The following is a 20,150-nucleotide window of genomic DNA, read 5'->3' as shown; positions in this document are numbered from 1 at the left end:
GTTGATATGAGAAAGAAGAAGATCAATCTGTATCCGGGCTTGCCGCCCAGGCTGCGGCCGTTCACCGAGCTCGATATCGTGTGCGGTGTGGACGAGGCCGGGCGCGGTCCGCTGGCCGGGCCGGTGTTCGCCGCTGCCGTCATCCTCGATCCGCTGCGGCCGATCGAGGGCCTGCGCGACTCCAAGAAGCTGAGCGAGGCCCGCCGCGACCAGCTCGCGCCGCTGATCCGCGAGCATGCGCTGGCCTGGGCCATCGCCGAGTGCTCGTGCCAAGAGATCGACAGCATCAACATCCTGCAGGCGACCATGCTGGCGATGCGGCGCGCGGTGGAAGCGCTGCACACACTGCCGACGCTGGCCCTGATCGACGGCAACCGCTGCCCGCAGATGCAGGTGCGCGCGCATGCGATCGTGGAGGGCGACGACAAGGTCAACGCCATCTCGGCCGCCTCGATCCTGGCCAAGACCGCGCGCGACGCCGCGCTGGTGCGCCTGCACGACCTCTACCCGCAATACGGCTTCGACCAGCATAAGGGTTACGGCACGGCGCTGCACCTGGAGCGCCTGCGCCTGCACGGCCCGTCGCCGGCGCACCGCCGTTCGTTTGCGCCGGTGCGCGATATGCTGCAGGTCGACCTGTTTGCCGACCTGGGTGCCCCCATGACTGAAGCAGAAGCAGTATGAAAACCATCAGCTCGCGCGACAACGCGTTCTACAAGGACCTGAAAAGCCTGGCCACCAGCTCGCAGGCGCGGCGCAAGGCCGGACAAAGCCTGCTCGACGGCGTGCACCTGTGCCAGAGCTGGCTCGACCTGCGCGGCGCGCCGCGCCACTGCGTGGTGTCGGAAGGCGCGCTCGGCAACCGCGAAGTGCAGGCCATCGTTGCGCGCTGCGATACGCTGCGCGCGCCGGTGACGGCGCTGCCCGACGCGCTGTTCAACGCCGTCAGCCAGGTCGAACATGGCGTGCACCTGCTGTTCGTGATCGATTCGCCGCAGCCCTCGGCGGCGCCGGCCCTGGTGGGGTCGAGCGTGCTGCTGGACGGCGTGCAGGATCCGGGCAACGTCGGCTCGATCCTGCGCAGCGCGGCGGCGGCCGGCATCAAGCAGGTCTACTGCAGCCCCGGCACGGCCTTCTGCTGGTCGCCCAAGGTGCTGCGCGCGGCGATGGGCGCGCACTTCGTGCTCGACATCTTCGAGGGCGTGGAGCTGGCGCCGCTGGTGCGCGCTGCGAAGGTGCCGGTGCTGGCCACCAGTGGCTACGCGGCCGAGCGGCTCTATGCGCTGGACCTGCGCCGGCCGGTGGCCTGGGTGCTGGGGCACGAAGGGCAGGGCGTGTCGGATGAATTGTTGAAGCTTGCGACCCACCGGGTCGCGGTGCCGCATGCGGGCCAGGTCGAGTCGCTCAACGTCGCCGCCTGCGCGGCCGTGTGCTTCTTCGAGGGACTGCGTCAGCAGCAGATGTAGCTCTTAAGTATGGACGGCTTCCCGCGCATCGCGTAGGCTGGCGGCTGGGAAACTGGAGCAACGATGGACATCGCGCATTTGCATTTTTTGGTGGCACAAGCCGACACGGCCCAGCGCAGGGCGCTGGTGGACTTGCTGGGCCAGCTCGGCGCCAGCCGCGTCACCGAGGTACCGGACGGGCATCTCGCGCTGCAGACCCTGGAGGCCGGCCTGGCGCCGGCGGTGAACGTCGCCATCGTCGATCTGGCGATGCCGGGCATGGATGGGCTGGAGCTGATCCGCAAGCTGGGTGAGATGCGGGACGAGATTCAAACGCCGGCGCGCCTGGTGGTGACGGGCGCGCAGCCGGCCGATCTGCTGTTCTCGGTCGAGACCCTGGCCGAAGCTTACGGCGTCGAGCTGCTCGGCGTGATCGCCAGGCCGGTCACTGCCGCCAAACTCAAGCCGCTGCTCGACAACTACGCCCCGCTGGCGCGGCCGGCGCGCCAGCCCGGCGGCCCGCGCTTCGCGTTCCAGCAGATCGGCATCGGCCTGCAGAAGCGCCAGTTCGAGCCCTTCTTCCAACCCAAGATCGAGCTCGCGACCGGCCAGGTGAAAGGCCTGGAAGCCTTCGCCCGCTGGCGCCATCCCGAGCACGGCGTGCTGGGCCCCGCATCCTTCATGGAAGCGCTGGAAGAGAGCGGCCGCATCGACTTCCTGGACTGGAGCATGATCGAGCTGTCGGTGGAGCGCTGCCGCTGGTTCCAGGAGCAGGGGATCCCGGTCCCGATCTCGCTGAACATCGCCCCCGAAACGCTGGCCCATCCGGCCTTCGTGCGCCAGATCGTGGCCTCGCTGGATCGCCACAAGGTCCTGCCCGACTACATCACCTTCGAACTGCCCGAATCGTCGGTCCTGAACACGAACCCCGATTTCATCGAACGCCTGGTCCGCCTGCGCATGATGGGCTTCGGCCTGGCGATCGACGACTACGGCACCGGAAGATCCAACCTGCAACTACTGGCGCGCATCCCCTTCACCGAACTGAAAATCGACCGCAGCTTCGTCGACGGCGCCTCGAAACGCCGCCCCTTGGGCACGGTTTTACGCAGTTGCCTGAACCTGGCCCACAGCCTCGACCGCATGTCAGTCGCCGTCGGCGTCGAAACCCGCCAGGACTGGGACTTCCTCCAAAGCCTCGGCTGCACCTACGCCCAGGGCTACCACATCGCCAACCCCATGGAAGCCACCGCCTTCCCCTCCTGGCTCGCCGACTGGCGCCAATTCTTCTAACCCCCAATTAGGGTCAGAGTAAAATTATTGAGCAATTTCTCAAATTCGGCCTGCAAATAATGAGGGTCAGAGTCGAATTGTTGGCCAATTACTCTAGGGATAATTAGGGTCAGAGTCGAATTAACGGCTCAACCGTGAATGTTGTCAAACAATCCGACTCTGACCCTAATTAATTTTTTAGTGATATAGCGCTAACACGTGGAGGTGATCGTCCTCCACGGCATCTTATTTCCTGAATGCTCGACCAAAAGCGCTCAAACCGCAGAAAATAATTAGGGTCAGAGTAGAATTGCCGAGCAATTCCTCAAAGTTGTCAAACAATTCGACTCTGACCCTAATTAATGTGCACGAGCTTTTGGGCAAGTGGAGGCTGGCTTGTGCAGAATTAATGGGCGCACAATAAGCTTTCTCGATAATTCGACTCTGACCCTAATGGGCGAGTTAATACTCGCGGCGGTCGGGTTTGATTTCCTGGAGGATGGTGGTGGCGATTTCTTCGATGGATTTCGTCGTCGACGAGAGCCAGCGGATGCCTTCGCGGCGCATCAGGTGTTCGGCTTCGTTGACTTCGTAGCGGCAGTTTTCCAGGGAGGCGTATTTGCTGCCGGCGCGGCGCTCGTTGCGGATTTGCGAGAGGCGTTCGGGGGTGATCGTCAGGCCGAATAGCTTGGCCTTGAATGGCGGCAGCGAGCTCGGCAGCTTGCCGCGTTCGAAGTCGTCGGGGATCAACGGATAGTTTGCGGCTTTCAGGCCGTATTGCATCGCCAGGTACAGGCTCGTCGGCGTTTTGCCGGAACGGGAAACGCCGACCAGGATCACGTCGGCCTCGGCCAGGTTCTTGTGCGATTGGCCGTCGTCGTGCGCCAGCGAGAAATTGATCGCCTCGATGCGGTTCTTGTATTCCTCGGTGTCCACTGCATTGTGGATGCGCCCGATCGTGTGCGTCGACTTGACGTCCAGCTCTTGCTCGAGCGGCGCGACGAAGGTCTGGAACAGGTCCATGTGCATGCCGTTCGCCGAGCGGATCACGCTCGACAGGTCGTGCTTCACCAGGGTCGAGAACACGATCGGCCGCTGGCCGTGCAGCGCGAAGCTTTCGTTGATGCGGCGCGCGGCGTCGTGCGCCTTGTCGATCGAATCCACGAATGGCAGCCGGATCTGGCGGAAACGCAGGTCGAACTGGCTCAACACGGCGTGACCGAAGGTCTCCGCCGTGATGCCGGTGCCGTCCGAAACGAAGAAGACGGTGCGCGAAGCGGTGACTGGAGGAGGCAGGGAATCGTCGGTCATGATGGCGGAATCGGTATGCTTTGCTGACAAAGTAACATCAAAAGTGCGCTGCACTTCACCCTGTCGCGGGGTAAAATGCTCGGCAACGGGTTTTGCATTGTGCTGCACGCGGGCCAGAATAACAAGAACACGTCAAGACGCCCCCGCTTACCGGCACCGATGCGCCAACAGCTTTCCATCATCAAGTAAGGGTGTTTTATCATGACTAACCTAGCTACTCCAGCATTGACGCCAGACGCGGCCAACCGCGTCTACGTGGCCTCGTTCGAGGACTTGCGCATGACCGACGTCGAGTCGGTCGGCGGCAAGAACGCCTCGCTCGGCGAGATGATCAGCCAGCTGGCCGGCGCCGGCGTGCGCGTGCCGACCGGCTTCGCCACCACGGCCGACGCCTTCCGCGACTTCCTCGACCACAGCGCGGATGGCGGCCCATCGCTGGGCCAGCGCATCGCGACCCGCCTCGAGAACCTGGACGTCGACGACGTGCGCGCGCTCGCGGCCGCCGGCGCAGAGATCCGCGGCTGGATCGTCGAGACCCCGTTCCAGCCACGGCTCGAAAGCGAAATCCATTCGTTCTACGAGCGCCTGGTCGCCGGTTCGGAAACAGAAGTCTCGTTCGCCGTGCGCTCCTCGGCCACCGCCGAAGACCTGCCGGATGCATCTTTCGCCGGCCAGCAGGAATCGTTCCTGAACGTGGTCGGCATCGACAACGTGCTCGAAGCGATGAAGCACGTCTTCGCTTCGCTCTACAACGACCGCGCGATCTCCTACCGCGTGCACAAGGGCTTCACCCACGCCGAGGTCGCGCTGTCGGCCGGCGTGCAGCGCATGGTGCGTTCCGACACCGGCGCTGCTGGCGTGATGTTCACCATCGATACCGAATCGGGCTTCAAGGACGTTGTGTTCATCACCTCGAGCTATGGCCTGGGCGAGACCGTGGTGCAGGGCGCGGTGAATCCGGATGAGTTCTACGTTCACAAGCCAATGCTGGCCCAGGGCAAATCGGCCGTCATCCGCCGCAATATCGGCTCCAAGCTGATCAAGATGGAGTTCACCAGCGAGGCCAAGGCCGGCCGCTCGGTCAAGACCGTCGACGTGCCGATCGAACTGCGCAACCGCTATTCGCTGGTCGAGGAAGAAATCATCGAGCTGGCCAAGTACGCGATGATCATCGAGAACCACTACGGCCGTCCGATGGACATCGAGTGGGGCAAGGATGGCCGCGACGGCAAACTGTACATCCTGCAGGCGCGTCCCGAGACCGTGAAGTCGCAGCAGAAGGCTACCGACGCCCAGCAGCGCTTCAAGCTGAAAGGCAGCGGCACCGTGCTGACCCACGGCCGCGCGATCGGCCAGAAGATCGGCGCCGGCCCGGTACGCGTCATCACCGACCCATCGGAGATGGAACGCGTGCAGCCGGGCGACGTGCTGGTGGCCGACATGACCGACCCGAACTGGGAGCCGGTCATGAAGCGCGCCGCGGCGATCGTCACCAACCGCGGCGGCCGTACCTGCCACGCGGCGATCATCGCGCGTGAGCTGGGCGTGCCGGCGGTGGTCGGTTGCGGCGACGCGACCGATGTCCTCAAGGACGGCACCCTGGTCACCGTGTCCTGCGCCGAAGGCGACGAGGGCATGATCTACGACGGCCTGCTGGAAACCGAGGTCACCGAAGTCGCGCGCGGCGAACTGCCGCCGATCAAGACCAAGATCATGCTCAACGTCGGCAATCCGCAGCTGGCGTTCGACTTCCAGTCGGTGCCCAATAACGGCGTCGGCCTGGCCCGTCTCGAGTTCATCATCAATAACAATATCGGCGTGCACCCGAAGGCCATCCTCGAGTACCCGAACATCGACGCCGACCTGAAGAAAGCCGTGGAGTCGGTCGCCCGCGGCCACGCCTCGCCGCGCGCCTTCTACGTCGACAAGCTGGTCGAAGGCGTGGCCACCATCGCCGCTGCCTTCTGGCCGAAGACAGTGATCGTGCGCCTGTCCGACTTCAAGTCGAACGAGTACAAGAAGCTGATCGGCGGTTCGCGCTACGAGCCGGACGAAGAGAACCCGATGCTGGGCTTCCGCGGCGCCGCGCGCTACCTGGCCGAGGACTTCGCCGAATCGTTCGCGATGGAATGCGCGGCCATGAAACGCGTGCGCAACGAGATGGGCCTGACCAACGTCGAGCTGATGGTGCCGTTCGTGCGCACCCTCGGCCAGGCCGAGAAGGTCGTCGACCTGCTGGCCAAGAATGGCCTGAAGCGCGGCGAAAACGGCCTGCGCCTGATCATGATGTGCGAAGTGCCGTCCAACGCCATCCTGGCCGAGCAGTTCCTCGAGTACTTCGACGGCTTCTCGATCGGCTCCAACGACCTGACCCAACTCACCCTGGGCCTGGACCGCGACTCGGGCATGGAGCTCTTGGCCAAGGACTTCGATGAGCGCGACCCGGCCGTCAAGGCGATGTTGTCGCTGGCGATCAAGGCCTGCCTCAAGAAAGGCAAGTACGTCGGCATCTGCGGTCAGGGGCCTTCGGACAATCCGGACTTCGCCCAGTGGCTGGTGGATGAGGGCATCGAGTCGATGTCGCTCAACCCGGATTCGGTGATCGAGACCTGGCAGAAGCTGGCCGGGGCCTGATCGTCGACATGCCCCATCGGGGGCCGCCGGTGCTACACTGGCAGGAATGATCGCTTTCCAAGCCCTCAAGAATGACCGCCGTGCCTATCGTGCGGCGGTGCAGAGCCCTCCTTACCCATACCGGGTAGCGAGGGTTTTTTTATTTCAGATAAACAGAAGGAGACCCTGACATGTCCGACTGGACGTACTGGCTGATCGGCGCCGGCATCCTGATCGTGGCCGAGCTGTTCATCGGCACCTTCTACCTGTTGATGATCGCGATCGGGCTGCTGTGCGGCGCAGCCGCCGCCTGGCTGGGCGCCGGCGGCCCGCTGCAGACGCTGGTGGCGGCGATCGTCGGCATCGCCGCCACCATGATCCTGCGCCGCACCCGCTACGCGCGGCCCGGACGCGGCCAGGCCGCGAACGACCCCAGCATCAACCTCGACATCGGCCAGCGCGTCACCGTGCCGCAGTGGCAGGAACGGCGCGCGCGTGTGATGTACCGGGGCGCGCTGTGGGACGTCGAGCTGCGCGCCGGCCTGGAACCGGAGCCGGGCGACTTCGAGATCGTCGAGGTCAAGGGCAACCGCCTGATCGTCGCCCGCCGCCAGGCCTGAACAAGAACAACCCATAACAGGAAGGGATGCACATGGAACTGTCTTTCAGCGTGGTCGCGATCGTGATCTTCGCCATCGCCCTGGTCTTCGTGTTCAAGACCATCAACGTGGTGCCGCAACAGAACGCCTGGGTGGTCGAACGCCTCGGCAAGTACCACGCCACCCTGGCCCCCGGCCTGAACATCGTGGTGCCCTTCATCGACCGCGTCGCCTACAAGCACAGCCTGAAGGAGATTCCGCTCGACGTGCCGCCCCAGGTCTGCATCACGCGCGACAACACCCAACTGCACGTGGACGGCATTCTGTATTTCCAGGTGACCGACGCCATGCGCGCCTCTTACGGGTCGTCGAACTACATCCAGGCCATCACGCAGCTGGCCCAGACCACCTTGCGCTCGGTGATCGGCCGCATGGAGCTGGACAAGACCTTCGAAGAGCGCGACCTCATCAACACCCACATCGTGAACGCGATCGACGAGTCGGCCGCCAACTGGGGCGTCAAGGTGCTGCGCTACGAGATCAAGGACCTGACGCCGCCGGCCGAGATCCTGCTGGCGATGCAGGCCCAGATCACGGCCGAGCGCGAGAAGCGCGCCCTGATCGCGGCCTCGGAAGGCCGGCGCCAGGAGCAGATCAATATCGCCAGCGGCGAGCGCGAGGCGGCCATCGCGCGCTCCGAGGGCGAGAAGCAGGCCGAGATCAACCGCGCCATGGGCGAGGCTGCCGCCATCGTGGCGCTGGCCGATGCCAGCGCAGCGGCCTTGCGCCAGGTGGGCGAGGCGATCGCGTCGCCCGGCGGCATGGACGCGGTCAACCTGCGCGTGGCCGAGCACTACGTGGACGCGTTCGCGAACCTGGCCAAGACCAACAATACCCTGATCGTGCCGGCTAACCTGGGCGATATGAGCACCGTGATCGCCAGCGCGCTGCAGATCGTGAAGGCGCAAAAATGAAGCACCTGTCCTGATGACCGACGGCATGGCCTCCAGTGCGCTACAGTACCATCAGAACCCCACCGTCGCCGATACCACCACGCTGCGCGGCGCCGCCAGCACCAGGTAGCCCGCACCCGGATAACCGCCGGCCGACGCCCAGTAATTCTTGTCCGTGACGTTGTCCACGCGCGCGCGCAGGGTCAGGTCACGGTCGAAGAAGCGGGTGTTGTAGGTCGCGCCCAGGTCCAGGCGGGTCCACGATGGCAGCTTCTGCAGGTTGGCGCCATCGGCGTACTGCTTCGAGGTGTACACGGTGCGCGCGTTCAGCGACAGCCCGTCCACGCCCGGCACGTCCCAGTCGGCGCCGATGTTCAGCTGCGTCTGCGGCACGCCGATCGCGTCCTTGCCCTGGTTCTTGCCGCCCTCGGTGATGCGCTGCTCGGCGTCGATCAGGGTCAGGCCGCCCAGCACCTTCAGGCCGCGCACCGGGGTGCCGAACACCGACAGCTCGAGGCCGCGGTTGCGCTGCTCGCCGAACACGCCGAACACCTTGTTCTCGACATAGGCGCTCGGTTGGCTGGTGGTGAACACGGCCGCGGTCAGGCCGTAATGGCCGCTGTCGTACTTGACGCCCGCTTCGCGCTGGCGCGAGACATAGGGGGCGAACTTGGTGCCCGAATTGACGATGTCGACGCCCGATGCCTCCGGGCCGCGCTGCAGGCCTTCGCTGTAGTTGGCGTACACCGACAGGTCCTTGCGCAGTTTGTAGACGATGGCGGCGAACGGCGTGTTCTCGCTTTCCTCGTAGCCGTCTCTTTCGAGGCCTGTGTCATTGTAGTAGCCGTAGTCCTTGATGCGCTGGTGGCGCAGGCCGACGTTGACCAGCACCGTGTCGTCCATGAACGACATAGTGTCGGCAATCGCAAGGCTCGACAGGATGGACTTGCCCGTCAGCAGCGGGTTATTCATGTCGCCGCCGGACGGCCAGGCGTCGGGCGGCGGTGGGGCCACGTCGCGCGGCGTATAGAGGTTCGTGGCGAAGCCCGCGAAGTCGCTCATGCCGAAGGCGTTGCGCGACTCGGAGTGAAAGCCCGAGGCCGACGCGCTCAGCGTATGCTTGACGGCGCCGGTGCGCAGCTCGCCGCGCACGCCCACTTCGCCGGTGCGTACCTGGTCCTTGCGAATATTGTCGAAGCGGCTCATGGTGGCGTCGCCATTGACGGCGTTGACGTCGATGCCGGCAAGGATGTTGAATTCCTGGCCGTTGCGCAGGCCGGCGGCGGCCCAGGCGACCGCGTTCGCGCCCAGGTCGATTTCGGCGCGCACGGTGCCGAAGGTGTGGCGCTCGTTCGAGACGGTCCATGGCTGGGCGAAGTTGTGGCGCGAATCGGGCGCCGCGATCATCGGCAGCTCGGCAGCCAGGTCCACGCTCGGACGGGCATTGGTCAGCTGGTGGTCTTGCGCGCCGACGTCGGCCGACAGGCGGTAGCCGCGGCCGCGGTAGTCGACGCCGATCGAGTACACGGAGAGTTCGCGCTCTTCACGGTCGACCGCCGTGTCGCCGTTGCGGTGCGCCACGTTGACGCGCACACCGGCGCGGCCTTCCTCGCCGAAGCGGCGGCCCAGGTCGATGGCGCCGTAGCCCTGGCCGCCGGTCTCGACGCCCACGGTCACTTCGCTCAGTTCCTGGTTCGGCGCGCGCTTGGGCAGGATGTTGATCGAGCCGCCGATGCTGCCGCCGGCCGGCGCCGCGCCGTTGATGAAGCTGTGCGCTCCGCGCAGCACCTCCACCCGTTCCATCAGCTCGGTCGCCACGAACTGGCGCGGGAGCAGGCCGTACAGGCCGTTATAGGCCGTGTCGTCCGAGCCGACCGCGAAGCCGCGGATCATGTACAGCTCCTGGTAATTGCCGAAACCACGCGCCACCCGCACCGACGGGTCGTTCTGCACCACGTCGGCCACGCTGCGCGCCTGCTGGTCCTGGATCAGCGCATGGGTGTAGTTGGTGCTGTTGAACGGGGTGTCCATGATGTCGACGTTGCCCAAGAGGCCCAGGCGGCCGCCGCGCGCCACCTGGCCACCGGCGTACGCTGCAGGCAAGCCCTGGGCCGAGGCGTCGGCCGAGGCGGTCACGACCACGGTCGCGATGTTCTCGTCGGATTTCGGCTCGGCTTGCTGGGCAAACGCCGTTGAAGAAACGAGCAGGGCGGCGGCCAGCGCGGCCGGAGTCAAAGTGAAGCGCAGCGTGCTCATGTGTCTTGCTCTTTTATGCGTGAGAAGTAACGCGCATTCTATGCCTGAAGCTTGCTTATGTAAATGAGAACGATTATTATTCATGGTCTGTATCTCTAGCTATAATGCATACCCAATAACATGTCACCCGTTTCCCTGCGCCGCTGGGGCTGGATTCACAAATGGTCCAGCCTGGTCTGCACCATCTTCATGCTGCTGCTGTGCCTGACCGGCCTGCCGCTCATCTATCACCATGAGATCGGCCACCTGCTGGGCAACGAGGTCGAGCCGCCGACCCTGTCGCAGCCTACGCCGATGGGCAACGTCGACGCCGTGATCGCCTCGGCCAAGGAGCTGTACCCGACCAAGAAGCCGATGTTCATCTCGCAAGAGGCGGACGTGCCCGAGATCTGGCACGTGACCCTGGCCGACCACATGCAGGACCACGACTACAAGCCGATCGCGGTCGACGCGCGCACCACCAAGGTGATCGTCGAGCCGGCCTTCGAGGGCGGCGTGTTCATGTCGACCATGCTGGCGCTGCACGTCGACCTGTTCATGGGCCTGGCCGGCAAGCTGTTTTTGGGGTTGATGGCCCTATTGCTTTTAGTCGCGATTATCAGTGGCGCGGTCCTGTACTCGCCTTTCATGCGCAAGCTCGAATTCGGCACCGTGCGCAAGGAAAAGAGCAGCCGCCTCAAATGGCTCGACATGCATAACCTGCTGGGCATCGTCACGCTCACCTGGCTGTTCGTGGTCGGCGGCACCGGCATGATCAATACCTGGGCCGACCTGATGCTCAAGTATTACCAGCACAATGAACTGGGCCAGATCCTTGCGCAGTACAAGGACAAGGCGCCGCAGCCGCACACCGCCTCGGTGCACGACGCGATCGAGAAGGCCAAGGAGCGCCTGCCGGGCATGCGGGTCGCCTTCGTGGCTTTCCCTGGCACCGACTTCAGCAGCGCCCACCACTACGGCATCTTCATGAACGGCGACGAGCCGTTCAGCTCGCGCATGTACCAGCCGGTGCTGGTCGACGCCCATACCGGCGAGTTGACCGACGCGCCGCAACTGCCGTGGTACCTGAAGGCGCTGCTGGTGTCGCAGCCGCTGCACTTCGGCGACTACGGTGGCCAATGGATGAAATTCCTGTGGGCGGTGCTCGACATCGCGACCATCGTGATCCTGGTGACGGGCCTGTACCTGTGGGTCAAGCGCGGCAAGACCGCCAACGCGACGGCCAAGGCCGCGGCGCTGGACAAGCATGCGCCGGCCAGTGCCCACGAAGCGCCGGCGCTGGCGCGCGAGGGAGGCGCATCGTGAGCAAGACGCCCATGCAAATCTGGGGCGTGCCGATCGTGCTCGCCATCCTCACCACCATCGGCCTGATCTCGGCCCTGCTGGGCGACGGCATCTGGGACGCCCTGTCCGCCGTCACGCTCGGCATTCCCTGCCTGGTCGGCGCCTGGTACTGCCTGCGCCGCCGCCCAGCCACTCGCCAGCACCGCTGAACCGGCTGCGCGGCGCAACACCCCGGGCATTTTTCGTGTGCCGGGGTTGGTGACGGCCCGTGCCACGCTGTATACTTGGCGCCAATCGATCCCGCGCAGCATGAGCTGGCCGCGGGATTCGTCCATTTTCGAAAGAGCCTCATGTTTGCAGCAGTCGACCTCGGGTCCAACAGCTTCCGCCTGCACATCGGCGAGCCGCTCGGCGCCCGCATCCACATCGTGCGAACCGCGCGCGATCCGCTCCGCCTGGCGGCGGGGCTCGACAGCAACAACATGCTCACCGAGGCGGCGATGCGCGGCGCGGTCGCCTGCCTGCACGACTTCCGCAAGATCCTCGACGAATACCACCTCGACGCCGTGCGCGTGGTTGCCACCAACACCATGCGCGTGGCGCGCAACGCCGACCAGCTGCTGCCGCAGCTCGAGGCGGCGATCGGCTACCCGATCGAGATCATCTCGGGCGAGGAAGAAGGCCGCCTGATCTATATGGGCGTGACGCGCGCCATCGAGCGCCAGGACGAGCGGCGGCTGGTGATCGACATCGGCGGCGGCTCGACCGAGGTCATCGCCGGCACCGGCCCCGAGATCCACCTGGTCGAGTCGTTCGGCATCGGCACCCAGCCGCAGACCCGGTCCTACTTCGCGGACGGCCGCATCACCGCGCGCGCTTTCGACGCCGCCGTCACCGCGGCGCGCGCCCGCTTCGAAGATGCCGCCTCGCTCTACCACGCCCAGGGCTGGGATGCCGCCTACGGCTCATCGGGCACCATGCGCGCCATCTCGGAAGTCATCGGCCGCAACGCGATCGGCGACGGCACGGTGTCGCAGGCCAGCCTGCATGCGCTGCGCGACATCCTGATCGAGCTGGGCCACGTCGACGCCTTCGCACTGCAGGGCGTCAAGCGCGACCGGGTGCCGGTGATGGTGGGTGGCCTGACGGTGCTCATCGGCGCCATGCAGGAGCTGAAGGTCGAGCGCCTGCACGCGGTCAATGCCGGGCTGCGCCTGGGCGTGCTGTCCGACCTCGAGCTGCGCGCCAACCGGCGCGACCGGCGCGACGCCGCGATCCGCTCCTGCATGCAGCGCTTCCGGGTCGACACCCAGCGCGCGCTGCGCACCTGCGGCATCGCGACCCTGCTGTACGAGCGCCTGCAACCGCAGGCCGACAGCCAGCCGCACTACCTGGCCTGGAGTGCCATGCTGCACGAGATCGGCCTGGCCATTTCGATGAGCGGGTCTCACAAGCACGGCGCCTATATCGTCGAGCATGCCGACCTGGGCGGCTTCACCACGCGCGAGCAGCGCCTGCTGGCGACCCTGGTGCTGGGGCAGAAGGGCAATCTGCGCAAGATCCGCGACGCGCTGGTCGAGCCCGACCTGGCCAAGGCGGTGCTGGCGCTGCGGCTGGCGGTGGTGCTCATGCATGCGCGCGCCGACAGCGACATCGGCGGCCTGCGCCTGCGCATGAAAGGCAAGATCGAGATCGACCTGCCGCCGGAACTGCTGGCGCGGCATCCGACGCTGGCGCCGTGGTTCGAGAAGGAAGAGTGCAGCTGGAATGAGGTGGGGATCGGGTTCCAGGCGAAGTGAGGTCGATGCTGGCCACGCCTGCTCGCATCCCGTCGTTCCCGCGGAGGCGGGAACCTAAGTTTGCTGGCATTGCGGCCGCGTTCGACGCTGCCTGCTGCTTGAAAGACTTGGGTTCCCGCCTTCGCGGGAACGACGTGCGGAGGTTCGTGGTTTCTTTCAGCCTTAGCGCAATTTGCCAATCACATCCGGCCCCGCCACCAGCCTGATATACGGCACGCCATCGGCCTCCTTGTGCTCGATCCAGAACACGCCCGCCTTGCGGATGCGCCAATCCTGCTTGTCCCCGCACAGCACCATCGACGCGACTTGCCCCAGCAGCGGCTGGTGGCCCACGATCAGCGCCGGCTGGCGGTGCTCGGGCCAGCCGCAGGCTTCGATGATCGCCTCCGCGCTCGATTCGGTGCTCAGCGCCGCGACCACCTCGTAGCGCCGGCCCAGTGCCTCGACGGTCTGGATGCAGCGCGCGGCGGGGCTGACCAGGATGCGGCAGGCGGGCGGCAGTTTGCGGTCGAGCCAGGCGCCCATGCGCGCGGCGTGGCGTTGGCCCTTGGGCGTCAGTTCGCGGGCGGAATCCGGCTCTCCCGGCTCGGCCTCAGCGTGGCGCCACAGGATCAGTTCCATTGTCGATCTCCTTGTTGTTGGTGTCGTTGTCGAGATTGGCGGCGCCGAGCATGTCCATCAGCACCTGCTGGGCGCTGTACTGCCCCTGCTTGCCGCGCGCCTTGCGGCGGCGGTAGCGGCCATCGGGCGCCAGTTCCCAGGCATTGACGTTGTCTTTCAGGTAGGGCTGCAGGCCCTCGCGCATCACGCGCCGCTTGAGCGCGGTCGAGCGGATCGGGAATGCCACTTCGACCCGGCGGAACAGGTTGCGGTTCATCCAGTCGGCGCTGCTGAGCACCATGTCGTGCTTCAGGTCGTTGCGGAAGTAGAAGATGCGGGTGTGCTCCAGGAAGCGGCCGACGATCGAGCGCACCTTGATGTTTTCCGACAGGCCGTCCACGCCCGGGCGCAGCGCGCAGGCGCCGCGGATGATCAGGTCGATCTTGACCCCGGCATTCGAGGCGTCGTACAGCGCCTTGATCACCGATTCGTCGGTGAGGGAATTCATCTTGGCGATGATGCGGCCCGGCCGGCCCTGGCGCGCGATCTCGGCTTCCTGGCGGATCGCGCGCACGACTTCCTTCTGAAGCGAGAACGGCGCCAGCCAGATGCTTGAGAGCTGCTTGGGCCGCGTCATGCTGGTGAGGTGGATGAAGACTTCGTTGACGTCCGAGGTCAGGTCCGGGTCGGCCGTCAAGAGCCCCATGTCGGTATAGAACTTGGCCGTCGTCGGGTTGTAGTTGCCGGTGCCCAGGTGGGCGTAGCGGCGTAGCCCATTGGGCTCGCGGCGCAGCACCAGGGCCATCTTGGCATGCGTCTTGAGGCCCACCACGCCATACACCACCTGGGCGCCGGCCTGCTCGAGCTTCTCGGCCCAGTTGATGTTGGCCTCTTCGTCGAAGCGCGCCATCAGTTCGACGATGACGGTGACTTCCTTGCCGCGCCGCGCGGCCTCGATCAGGCCTTCGACCAGTTCCGAATTGCTGCCGGCGCGGTAGATGGTCTGCTTGATCGCCACCACGTTCGGATCGGCCGCCGCGCAGGCGATGAAGTTGATCACCGGCTGGAACGATTCGAAGGGGTGGTGCAGCAGCGCGTCATGCTTGCGCAGCGTGGCGAACAGGTCAGGGCCGGACAGCTTGTTGGCATAGCCGGAGACAAACGGCGGGAATTTCAACTCCGCCTGGTCGTTGGCGTTGACGATCTCCAGCAGGCGGCCCAGGTTGACCGGGCCGTCGACCTTGAACAGGCGGCTGCGATCGATCTGGAACTGGTTGAGCAAGAAGTCCGACAAGTGCTCGGGGCAGGAGCGGCCGACCTCGAGGCGCACGGCGAAGCCGTACTGGCGGCCATGCAGTTCGCTTTGCAGCGCCTGGCGCAGGTTCTTGACTTCTTCTTCGTCGACCCACAGGTCGCTGTTGCGGGTGACGCGAAATTGCGAGTACGAGACCACTTCGCGCCCGGTGAACAAATCGGCCATATGGGCCTGGATCACCGACGACAGCAAGCAGTAGGAGGCGCCTTTCTTGTCCGAGAGCTCGTCCGGCAGCCGGATCACGCGCGGCAGCACGCGCGGCGCCTTCATGATGGCAATGCCCGAGCCGCGCCCGAACGCATCCTTGCCGGCGAGTTCCACGATGAAGTTCAGGCTCTTGTTGATCACGCGCGGGAAGGGGTGGGCCGGGTCGAGTCCGATCGGCGTGAGCAGCGGACGCACTTCGTGGTCGAAATACTGCTTGACCCAGGCGCGTTGGGCGGCGTTGCGCTCGCTGCGGTGCAGCAGGTGGATGCCGTGCTCGGACAGCTGCGGCAGGATCTCGGCGTTGAACAGGCTGTACTGGCGTGCGATCAGGTGGCGGCATTCGCCGCTGGCGCGTTCCAGGCTGGCCGCCAGGCCGTCGGGCAGGGCGCCGCTCTCGCGGTCCATCTGGTACTGGGCCAGCAGGCTGGCCACCCGCACCTCGAAGAATTCATCCAGGTTGCTCGCCACGATGCACAGAAAGCGCAGGCGTTCGAGCAGGGGAACCGACGGGTCTTCGGCCTGGGCCAGCACGCGGCGGTTGAATTCGAGCAGCGACAGCTCGCGGTTCAGGTAAGCGCCGCCGTCGGAAAATTGTTTGAGCTCAGCCTCGATGGCCTTTTTCTTCATATCCATATTCTGCGGTCGTAGTCGTCCCGCAGGCAGTGTAGATGTCAAATATGACAGCCCGGTGACACTTGCGCTGCCGCTGCTGCGCTTTGGCTTAACGAACTGTTAAGCCTTTGCCCAAGGGCGACGGCTAAGCTTGGCGCTCATTCACCGAGGAGTCGTCCATGAAAAACTTCGTCCGCGCCAACAAGGGCTTCCTGATGTTCCTGCTGTTGTTTGGCGTGTTTCGCAGCGCGGTGGCCGACTGGAGCCCGATCCCGAGCGGCTCGATGCGTCCCAATCTGCTCGAGGGCGACGTGGTGCTGATCAACCGCATGGCCTTCGACCTCAAGATACCACTGACTGAGCACAGCGTGGCGCACCTCGGCGAGCCGGCGCGCGGCGATATGGTCGTGTTTCTTTCGCCGCAAGACGACACGCGCCTGATCAAGCGCGTGCTGGCCGTGCCGGGCGACCTGGTCGAGATGCGGGGCGACCGCCTGATCGTCAATGGCGAAGGCGGTCGCTATGCGGTGCTGGGCGAGGCGCGCGAGCGCAGTCGCGGCACCGAGGTCGGCGCCATCCGGCTGGAAGAGCAGGTGGCCGGCACGCGCCAGCGCATCCAGGTCTTGCCGGGCGTGCCGGCGCCGCGCAGCTTCGAGCCGTTGCGCGTCCCGGCCGGCCAGTACCTGATGTTGGGCGACAACCGCAACGACAGCGCCGATTCGCGCGTGATCGGCCTGGTGCCGCGCGAAAAGCTGATCGGCCGGGCCGAGCGCGTCCTGGTGTCGGCCGCCTACCAGGAAAACTGGATGCCGCGCCTGGACCGCTTCGGCATGTCGCTGCGCGCGCCATGAACGATTGGCGGTGAGGTTCGGTGAAGATTGACGGGATCGAAATAGCGTACAATCGCGTCCCCCCAATGCCGCATCCTGCAGTGTTGGCAATGATCCCGAAAGCGTAGTACATGCAAAAGCTTCTCACCGTCATTCTCGCCTGCCTCGGCATGATCGGCGCCCTGGCCATCGACACCTACCTGCCGTCGATGCCGGCGATCGGCGTCGAATTCGGGGTCGGCCCGGTGGCCGTGCAGCAGACCCTGAGCGTGTTCCTGTTCACGTTCGCCTTCATGATGCTGTTCTACGGCACCCTGTCGGACTCCTTCGGCCGCCGCCCCGTGATCCTGGCCGCGCTGTCGGTCTACACGCTGGCCTCGATCGGCGCGGCCTGGGCCCCGAGCTTCGGCTGGCTGCTGGTGTTCCGCGCGCTGCAGGGCCTGTCGGCCGGCGCCGGCTCGGTGATCGGCCAGGCCATCGTGCAGGACCGTTTTTCGGGCGCGCAAGCCCAGCGCATGATGTCGCACATCATGATGGTGTTCGGCCTGGCGCCGGCCATTGCCCCGATCCTGGGCGGCTGGCTGCACGTGACCTTCGGCTGGCGCTCGTCCTTCGTGTTCCTGGCCGTGTTCGGCGCGGCGATGATCCTGATGGTCATGAAGCTGCTGCCGGAAAGCCTGCCGGTCGAGAAGCGCCAGGCCTTCCACCCCGGCACCATCGGCCGCAACTACCTGATGGTGCTGCGCAACCCGCAATTCGTGTTCCTGGCGCTGTCGGTGGGCCTGGCCTTCAGCGGCCTGTCGCTCTACATCGGCTCGGCCTCGAAATTCGTGATGGAGATCCTCGGCCTGCCCGAGACGGCGTTCGCGTGGATGTTCATCCCGCTGGTGGGCGGCATGGTGGTGGGCTCGGCCTGGGGCGGCAAGCGCGCCCACGGCTCGACGCCGGGCGGCATGATGTGGACCGGCTACGCAGTGATGACGCTGGGCGTGGTGCTCAACGTCGGTTATCACGGCCTGTTCCCGGCCAGCGTGCCATGGTCGGTGCTGCCGCTGTTCGTCTACACCTTCGGCCTGGCGGTGGCGATGCCGGCGGTACAGCTGACCGCGATGGGCCTGTTCCCGCGCAACCGCGGCCTGGCCTCGTCGATGGTCGGCTTCATCCAGATGATGTCGTTCGCGCTGGTGTCGGGCCTGGTGGCGCCGCTGCTGTTCGACAGCGCGCTGAAACTGGCGCTGGGCGTGGCCGGTGGCCTGCTGCTGAGCTTTGGCGCCTGGCGCCTGTCGGTGCGCAGCGCGGTGGCGCCGAAGGTGCAGGAAGCCTGAGGCGCGCGCATGCCGTCGACGGCATCGCCGCACCACCAACGTCGCTCCCGCGAAGGCGGGAGCCCAAGTCATTCAATCAGCCCGCCACGTCGAATGGTATGCGGCGGCGTGCGAACTTGGGCTCCCGCCTTCGCGGGAGCGACGTGGTAGGTGCGGGAGCGACGTGGTAAGTGCGGGAGCGACGTGGGATCGCGCGAGCGACGTTGTGATTGTGCGAGCGACGCCGTCGCTTGTCAGCGCCGGTTGGTCTTCATCGCCTGGTTGACTTCGCGCTTGGCGTCGCGGTCTTTCTCGGTTGCGCGCTTGTCGTGCTGCTTCTTGCCCTTGGCCAGGCCGATTTCGCACTTCACGCGGCCTTTATTCATGTGCAGGTTGAGCGGCACCAGCGTGAAGCCGGCGCGCTCGACCTTGCCAATGAGCTTGTCGATTTCGGCCCGGTGCAGCAGGAGCTTGCGCGAGCGCAGCGCCTCCGGGTGGCTAAAGGTGGAAGTGGTCGTCAACGCACTGACGTGCGCGCCGAACAGGTATAGCTCGTTATTGCGAACGAGCACATAGGCTTCCTTGATCTGCACCCGCCCTTCGCGGATGGCTTTTACTTCCCAACCCTCCAGCACCAGACCCGCTTCGTAGCGGTCTTCGATGAAGTAGTCAAAAAATGCTTTTTTATTGTCAGCGATGCTCATGAAAAGGCGAAAATTCGCGTGTCGGTTAAACTACTGCCATTGCGTCAACGAATGACGCATGTAAATGACCAACATCATAACAAACGGTTGACCAATGGCAGTAGTGCACAAATCAGTTTTCCTTGGCTATAGCGCAGAACAGATGTTCGACCTCGTTGCCAAGGTCGAGGATTATCCCAAGTTCCTGCCCTGGTGTGCAGGCGTCAAGGTCGTCGAGCGGACCGACGACAAGCTGGTCGCCAGCCTGCAGATCAATTTTCACGGCGTGAAGCAGAGCTTCACGACGTCGAACCACAACCAGCGCCCGACCCAGATGAAGATGCACCTGGTCGACGGTCCTTTCAAGATGCTGGAGGCGACGTGGAGTTTCAAGGCCCTGCGTGAAGATGCCTGCAAGATCGACTTCGACATGCAGTACGAGTTCTCGAGCGTCATCCTGGCCCAGATCGTCGGCCCCGTGTTCGGCATGATCGCCAACAGCATGGTCGACTCGTTCTGCAAGCGCGCCGAGGCGGTGTATGGCTGAGATGCTGGGCGTTTCGGTGTGCTATGCCAGCGACAAGGTCGAATGGCTGCACCCCATGCAGGTGGAGGCGGGCACGACCATTGGCGAGGCGATCGAGCGCAGCGGGGTTCTTGTAGCGTTCCCGGACATTAACCTGACGACGCAGCCGGTGGGCATCTACGCCAAGAAAAAAACGCTCGACACGGTGCTGCGCGACCGCGACCGCATCGAAATCTACCGGCCGCTCGTTGCCGATCCCAAGGAGTCGCGCCGCAAGCGCGCGGCCAAGAAGGAAAACGCGGCGGGCGCTGGCGCCGCCTAGCCTGGCGCCAGCGGCGCGGGACGTTATTTCTTGCGCAACTGCAACAATTGGATAGATTCCCCGGAGTTTCTTGGTATCATGGCGTCTCCCATGAGGCCAAGGCGCGCGCACCGCATGTGGCGGGTGCGCATCGTGTTCCCGTTCACGTGACGCCACGCCGCCAGCGTGGCGCCGCACTCCCTTGCCGGCGCACGTCGCCTGCCGCACTTCCACTTGCCG

Annotated in this window: 18 protein-coding genes; 13 read left to right on the top strand and 5 right to left on the bottom strand. The window is 65.1% G+C overall.

Features of this window, described 5'->3' with window-relative positions; genetic code table 11:
• Positions 1-6 precede the first annotated feature (6 nt).
• The 3 genes from rnhB to SOM61_RS01140 all read left to right on the top strand — a co-directional run bounded on the left by rnhB (position 7) and on the right by SOM61_RS01140 (position 2,738).
• Complete coding sequence (gene rnhB, locus SOM61_RS01150) at positions 7-684, top strand: ribonuclease HII (RefSeq protein ID WP_320472373.1); 678 nt, start codon at positions 7-9, stop codon at positions 682-684.
• Positions 681-1,466: a TrmH family RNA methyltransferase gene (locus SOM61_RS01145; protein WP_320472372.1), complete on the top strand. Its 786-nt coding sequence runs from the start codon at positions 681-683 to the stop codon at positions 1,464-1,466. The genes rnhB and SOM61_RS01145 overlap by 4 nt, the downstream gene beginning before the upstream one ends.
• Positions 1,467-1,529: 63 nt before the next feature.
• Positions 1,530-2,738 (top strand): EAL domain-containing response regulator, encoded by a 1,209-nt coding sequence (locus SOM61_RS01140; protein WP_320472371.1) that lies wholly within the window; start codon positions 1,530-1,532, stop codon positions 2,736-2,738.
• Positions 2,739-3,179: 441 nt separating this feature from the next.
• On the opposite strand, the gene ppsR is transcribed toward SOM61_RS01140, so the two are convergent.
• A complete protein-coding gene (ppsR, locus tag SOM61_RS01135) occupies positions 3,180-4,028 on the bottom strand; it encodes a posphoenolpyruvate synthetase regulatory kinase/phosphorylase PpsR (RefSeq protein ID WP_320472370.1) in 849 nt (282 codons plus the stop codon).
• A 201-nt stretch (positions 4,029-4,229) separates the two neighbouring features.
• Between ppsR and ppsA the strand changes: the two genes are divergently transcribed.
• From ppsA to SOM61_RS01120, 3 genes are all read left to right on the top strand, one after another.
• Positions 4,230-6,662 (top strand): phosphoenolpyruvate synthase, encoded by a 2,433-nt coding sequence (gene ppsA, locus SOM61_RS01130; RefSeq protein ID WP_320472369.1) that lies wholly within the window; start codon positions 4,230-4,232, stop codon positions 6,660-6,662.
• Positions 6,663-6,832: 170 nt separating this feature from the next.
• A complete protein-coding gene (locus SOM61_RS01125; protein ID WP_320472368.1) occupies positions 6,833-7,261 on the top strand; it encodes an NfeD family protein in 429 nt (142 codons plus the stop codon).
• Between the two features lie 32 nt (positions 7,262-7,293).
• A complete protein-coding gene (locus SOM61_RS01120) occupies positions 7,294-8,214 on the top strand; it encodes an SPFH domain-containing protein (protein WP_320472367.1) in 921 nt (306 codons plus the stop codon).
• Positions 8,215-8,265: 51 nt separating this feature from the next.
• Here the strand turns inward: SOM61_RS01120 and SOM61_RS01115 are convergent, their stop codons facing one another.
• On the bottom strand, positions 8,266-10,449 hold the full coding sequence (locus SOM61_RS01115; RefSeq protein ID WP_320472366.1) for a TonB-dependent receptor: 2,184 nt from the start codon (positions 10,447-10,449) through the stop codon (positions 8,266-8,268).
• A gap of 120 nt (positions 10,450-10,569) precedes the next feature.
• Here SOM61_RS01115 and SOM61_RS01110 point away from each other — a divergent pair, with 120 nt between their 5' ends.
• The 3 genes from SOM61_RS01110 to SOM61_RS01100 all read left to right on the top strand — a co-directional run bounded on the left by SOM61_RS01110 (position 10,570) and on the right by SOM61_RS01100 (position 13,532).
• On the top strand, positions 10,570-11,754 hold the full coding sequence (locus SOM61_RS01110) for a PepSY-associated TM helix domain-containing protein (protein ID WP_320472365.1): 1,185 nt from the start codon (positions 10,570-10,572) through the stop codon (positions 11,752-11,754).
• The gene (locus tag SOM61_RS01105; RefSeq protein ID WP_320472660.1) at positions 11,751-11,942 is read left to right on the top strand and encodes a hypothetical protein; all 192 of its coding nucleotides are present in this window, start codon (positions 11,751-11,753) and stop codon (positions 11,940-11,942) included. The genes SOM61_RS01110 and SOM61_RS01105 overlap by 4 nt, the downstream gene beginning before the upstream one ends.
• Positions 11,943-12,083: 141 nt before the next feature.
• Positions 12,084-13,532, top strand: coding sequence for a Ppx/GppA phosphatase family protein (locus SOM61_RS01100; RefSeq protein ID WP_320472364.1), 1,449 nt, complete (start codon positions 12,084-12,086; stop codon positions 13,530-13,532).
• 162 nt (positions 13,533-13,694) lie between these two features.
• Here SOM61_RS01100 and SOM61_RS01095 read toward each other — a convergent pair whose 3' ends face one another.
• Both SOM61_RS01095 and ppk1 read right to left on the bottom strand, forming a co-directional pair.
• A complete protein-coding gene (locus SOM61_RS01095) occupies positions 13,695-14,153 on the bottom strand; it encodes a SixA phosphatase family protein (protein WP_320472363.1) in 459 nt (152 codons plus the stop codon).
• Positions 14,125-16,287, bottom strand: a complete 2,163-nt coding sequence (gene ppk1, locus SOM61_RS01090; protein WP_320472362.1) for a polyphosphate kinase 1 — start codon at positions 16,285-16,287, stop codon at positions 14,125-14,127. The genes SOM61_RS01095 and ppk1 overlap by 29 nt, the downstream gene beginning before the upstream one ends.
• Positions 16,288-16,445: 158 nt before the next feature.
• On the opposite strand from ppk1, the gene lepB reads away from it, so the two are divergent.
• Together lepB and SOM61_RS01080 are read left to right on the top strand one after the other, a co-directional pair.
• Complete coding sequence (gene lepB, locus SOM61_RS01085; RefSeq protein WP_320472361.1) at positions 16,446-17,117, top strand: signal peptidase I; 672 nt, start codon at positions 16,446-16,448, stop codon at positions 17,115-17,117.
• 110 nt (positions 17,118-17,227) lie between these two features.
• A complete protein-coding gene (locus SOM61_RS01080) occupies positions 17,228-18,421 on the top strand; it encodes a multidrug effflux MFS transporter (protein WP_320472360.1) in 1,194 nt (397 codons plus the stop codon).
• 233 nt (positions 18,422-18,654) lie between these two features.
• Here SOM61_RS01080 and smpB read toward each other — a convergent pair whose 3' ends face one another.
• Positions 18,655-19,104 carry an SsrA-binding protein SmpB gene (gene smpB / locus SOM61_RS01075; protein ID WP_320472359.1) on the bottom strand — a complete coding sequence of 150 codons (450 nt, stop codon included), beginning with the start codon at positions 19,102-19,104 and terminating at the stop codon, positions 18,655-18,657.
• Positions 19,105-19,198: 94 nt separating this feature from the next.
• Between smpB and SOM61_RS01070 the strand changes: the two genes are divergently transcribed.
• Together SOM61_RS01070 and SOM61_RS01065 are read left to right on the top strand one after the other, a co-directional pair.
• Positions 19,199-19,630 (top strand): type II toxin-antitoxin system RatA family toxin, encoded by a 432-nt coding sequence (locus tag SOM61_RS01070; protein ID WP_123072329.1) that lies wholly within the window; start codon positions 19,199-19,201, stop codon positions 19,628-19,630.
• Positions 19,623-19,931 carry an RnfH family protein gene (locus tag SOM61_RS01065; protein ID WP_320472358.1) on the top strand — a complete coding sequence of 103 codons (309 nt, stop codon included), beginning with the start codon at positions 19,623-19,625 and terminating at the stop codon, positions 19,929-19,931. Before SOM61_RS01070 ends, SOM61_RS01065 begins: the two co-directional genes overlap by 8 nt.
• Positions 19,932-20,150: the final 219 nt, after the last annotated feature.

The sequence above is a fragment of the Massilia sp. CFBP9012 genome (genome assembly GCF_034045115.1).
GTDB lineage: Bacteria > Pseudomonadota > Gammaproteobacteria > Burkholderiales > Burkholderiaceae_D > Telluria.
The sequence above is the reverse complement of the archived record's forward strand: the minus strand, read 5'-3'. Positions and strand labels throughout refer to the sequence as shown.

Coding starts and splice junctions, on each gene's coding strand:
- rnhB (WP_320472373.1), top strand. CDS start 7: ATGAGAAAGAAGAAGATCAATCTGTATCCGGGCTTGCCGCCCAGGCTG.
- SOM61_RS01145 (WP_320472372.1), top strand. CDS start 681: ATGAAAACCATCAGCTCGCGCGACAACGCGTTCTACAAGGACCTGAAA.
- SOM61_RS01140 (WP_320472371.1), top strand. CDS start 1,530: ATGGACATCGCGCATTTGCATTTTTTGGTGGCACAAGCCGACACGGCC.
- ppsR (WP_320472370.1), bottom strand. CDS start 4,028: ATGACCGACGATTCCCTGCCTCCTCCAGTCACCGCTTCGCGCACCGTC.
- ppsA (WP_320472369.1), top strand. CDS start 4,230: ATGACTAACCTAGCTACTCCAGCATTGACGCCAGACGCGGCCAACCGC.
- SOM61_RS01125 (WP_320472368.1), top strand. CDS start 6,833: ATGTCCGACTGGACGTACTGGCTGATCGGCGCCGGCATCCTGATCGTG.
- SOM61_RS01120 (WP_320472367.1), top strand. CDS start 7,294: ATGGAACTGTCTTTCAGCGTGGTCGCGATCGTGATCTTCGCCATCGCC.
- SOM61_RS01115 (WP_320472366.1), bottom strand. CDS start 10,449: ATGAGCACGCTGCGCTTCACTTTGACTCCGGCCGCGCTGGCCGCCGCC.
- SOM61_RS01110 (WP_320472365.1), top strand. CDS start 10,570: ATGTCACCCGTTTCCCTGCGCCGCTGGGGCTGGATTCACAAATGGTCC.
- SOM61_RS01100 (WP_320472364.1), top strand. CDS start 12,084: ATGTTTGCAGCAGTCGACCTCGGGTCCAACAGCTTCCGCCTGCACATC.
- SOM61_RS01095 (WP_320472363.1), bottom strand. CDS start 14,153: ATGGAACTGATCCTGTGGCGCCACGCTGAGGCCGAGCCGGGAGAGCCG.
- ppk1 (WP_320472362.1), bottom strand. CDS start 16,287: ATGGATATGAAGAAAAAGGCCATCGAGGCTGAGCTCAAACAATTTTCC.
- lepB (WP_320472361.1), top strand. CDS start 16,446: ATGAAAAACTTCGTCCGCGCCAACAAGGGCTTCCTGATGTTCCTGCTG.
- SOM61_RS01080 (WP_320472360.1), top strand. CDS start 17,228: ATGCAAAAGCTTCTCACCGTCATTCTCGCCTGCCTCGGCATGATCGGC.
- smpB (WP_320472359.1), bottom strand. CDS start 19,104: ATGAGCATCGCTGACAATAAAAAAGCATTTTTTGACTACTTCATCGAA.
- SOM61_RS01070 (WP_123072329.1), top strand. CDS start 19,199: ATGGCAGTAGTGCACAAATCAGTTTTCCTTGGCTATAGCGCAGAACAG.
- SOM61_RS01065 (WP_320472358.1), top strand. CDS start 19,623: ATGGCTGAGATGCTGGGCGTTTCGGTGTGCTATGCCAGCGACAAGGTC.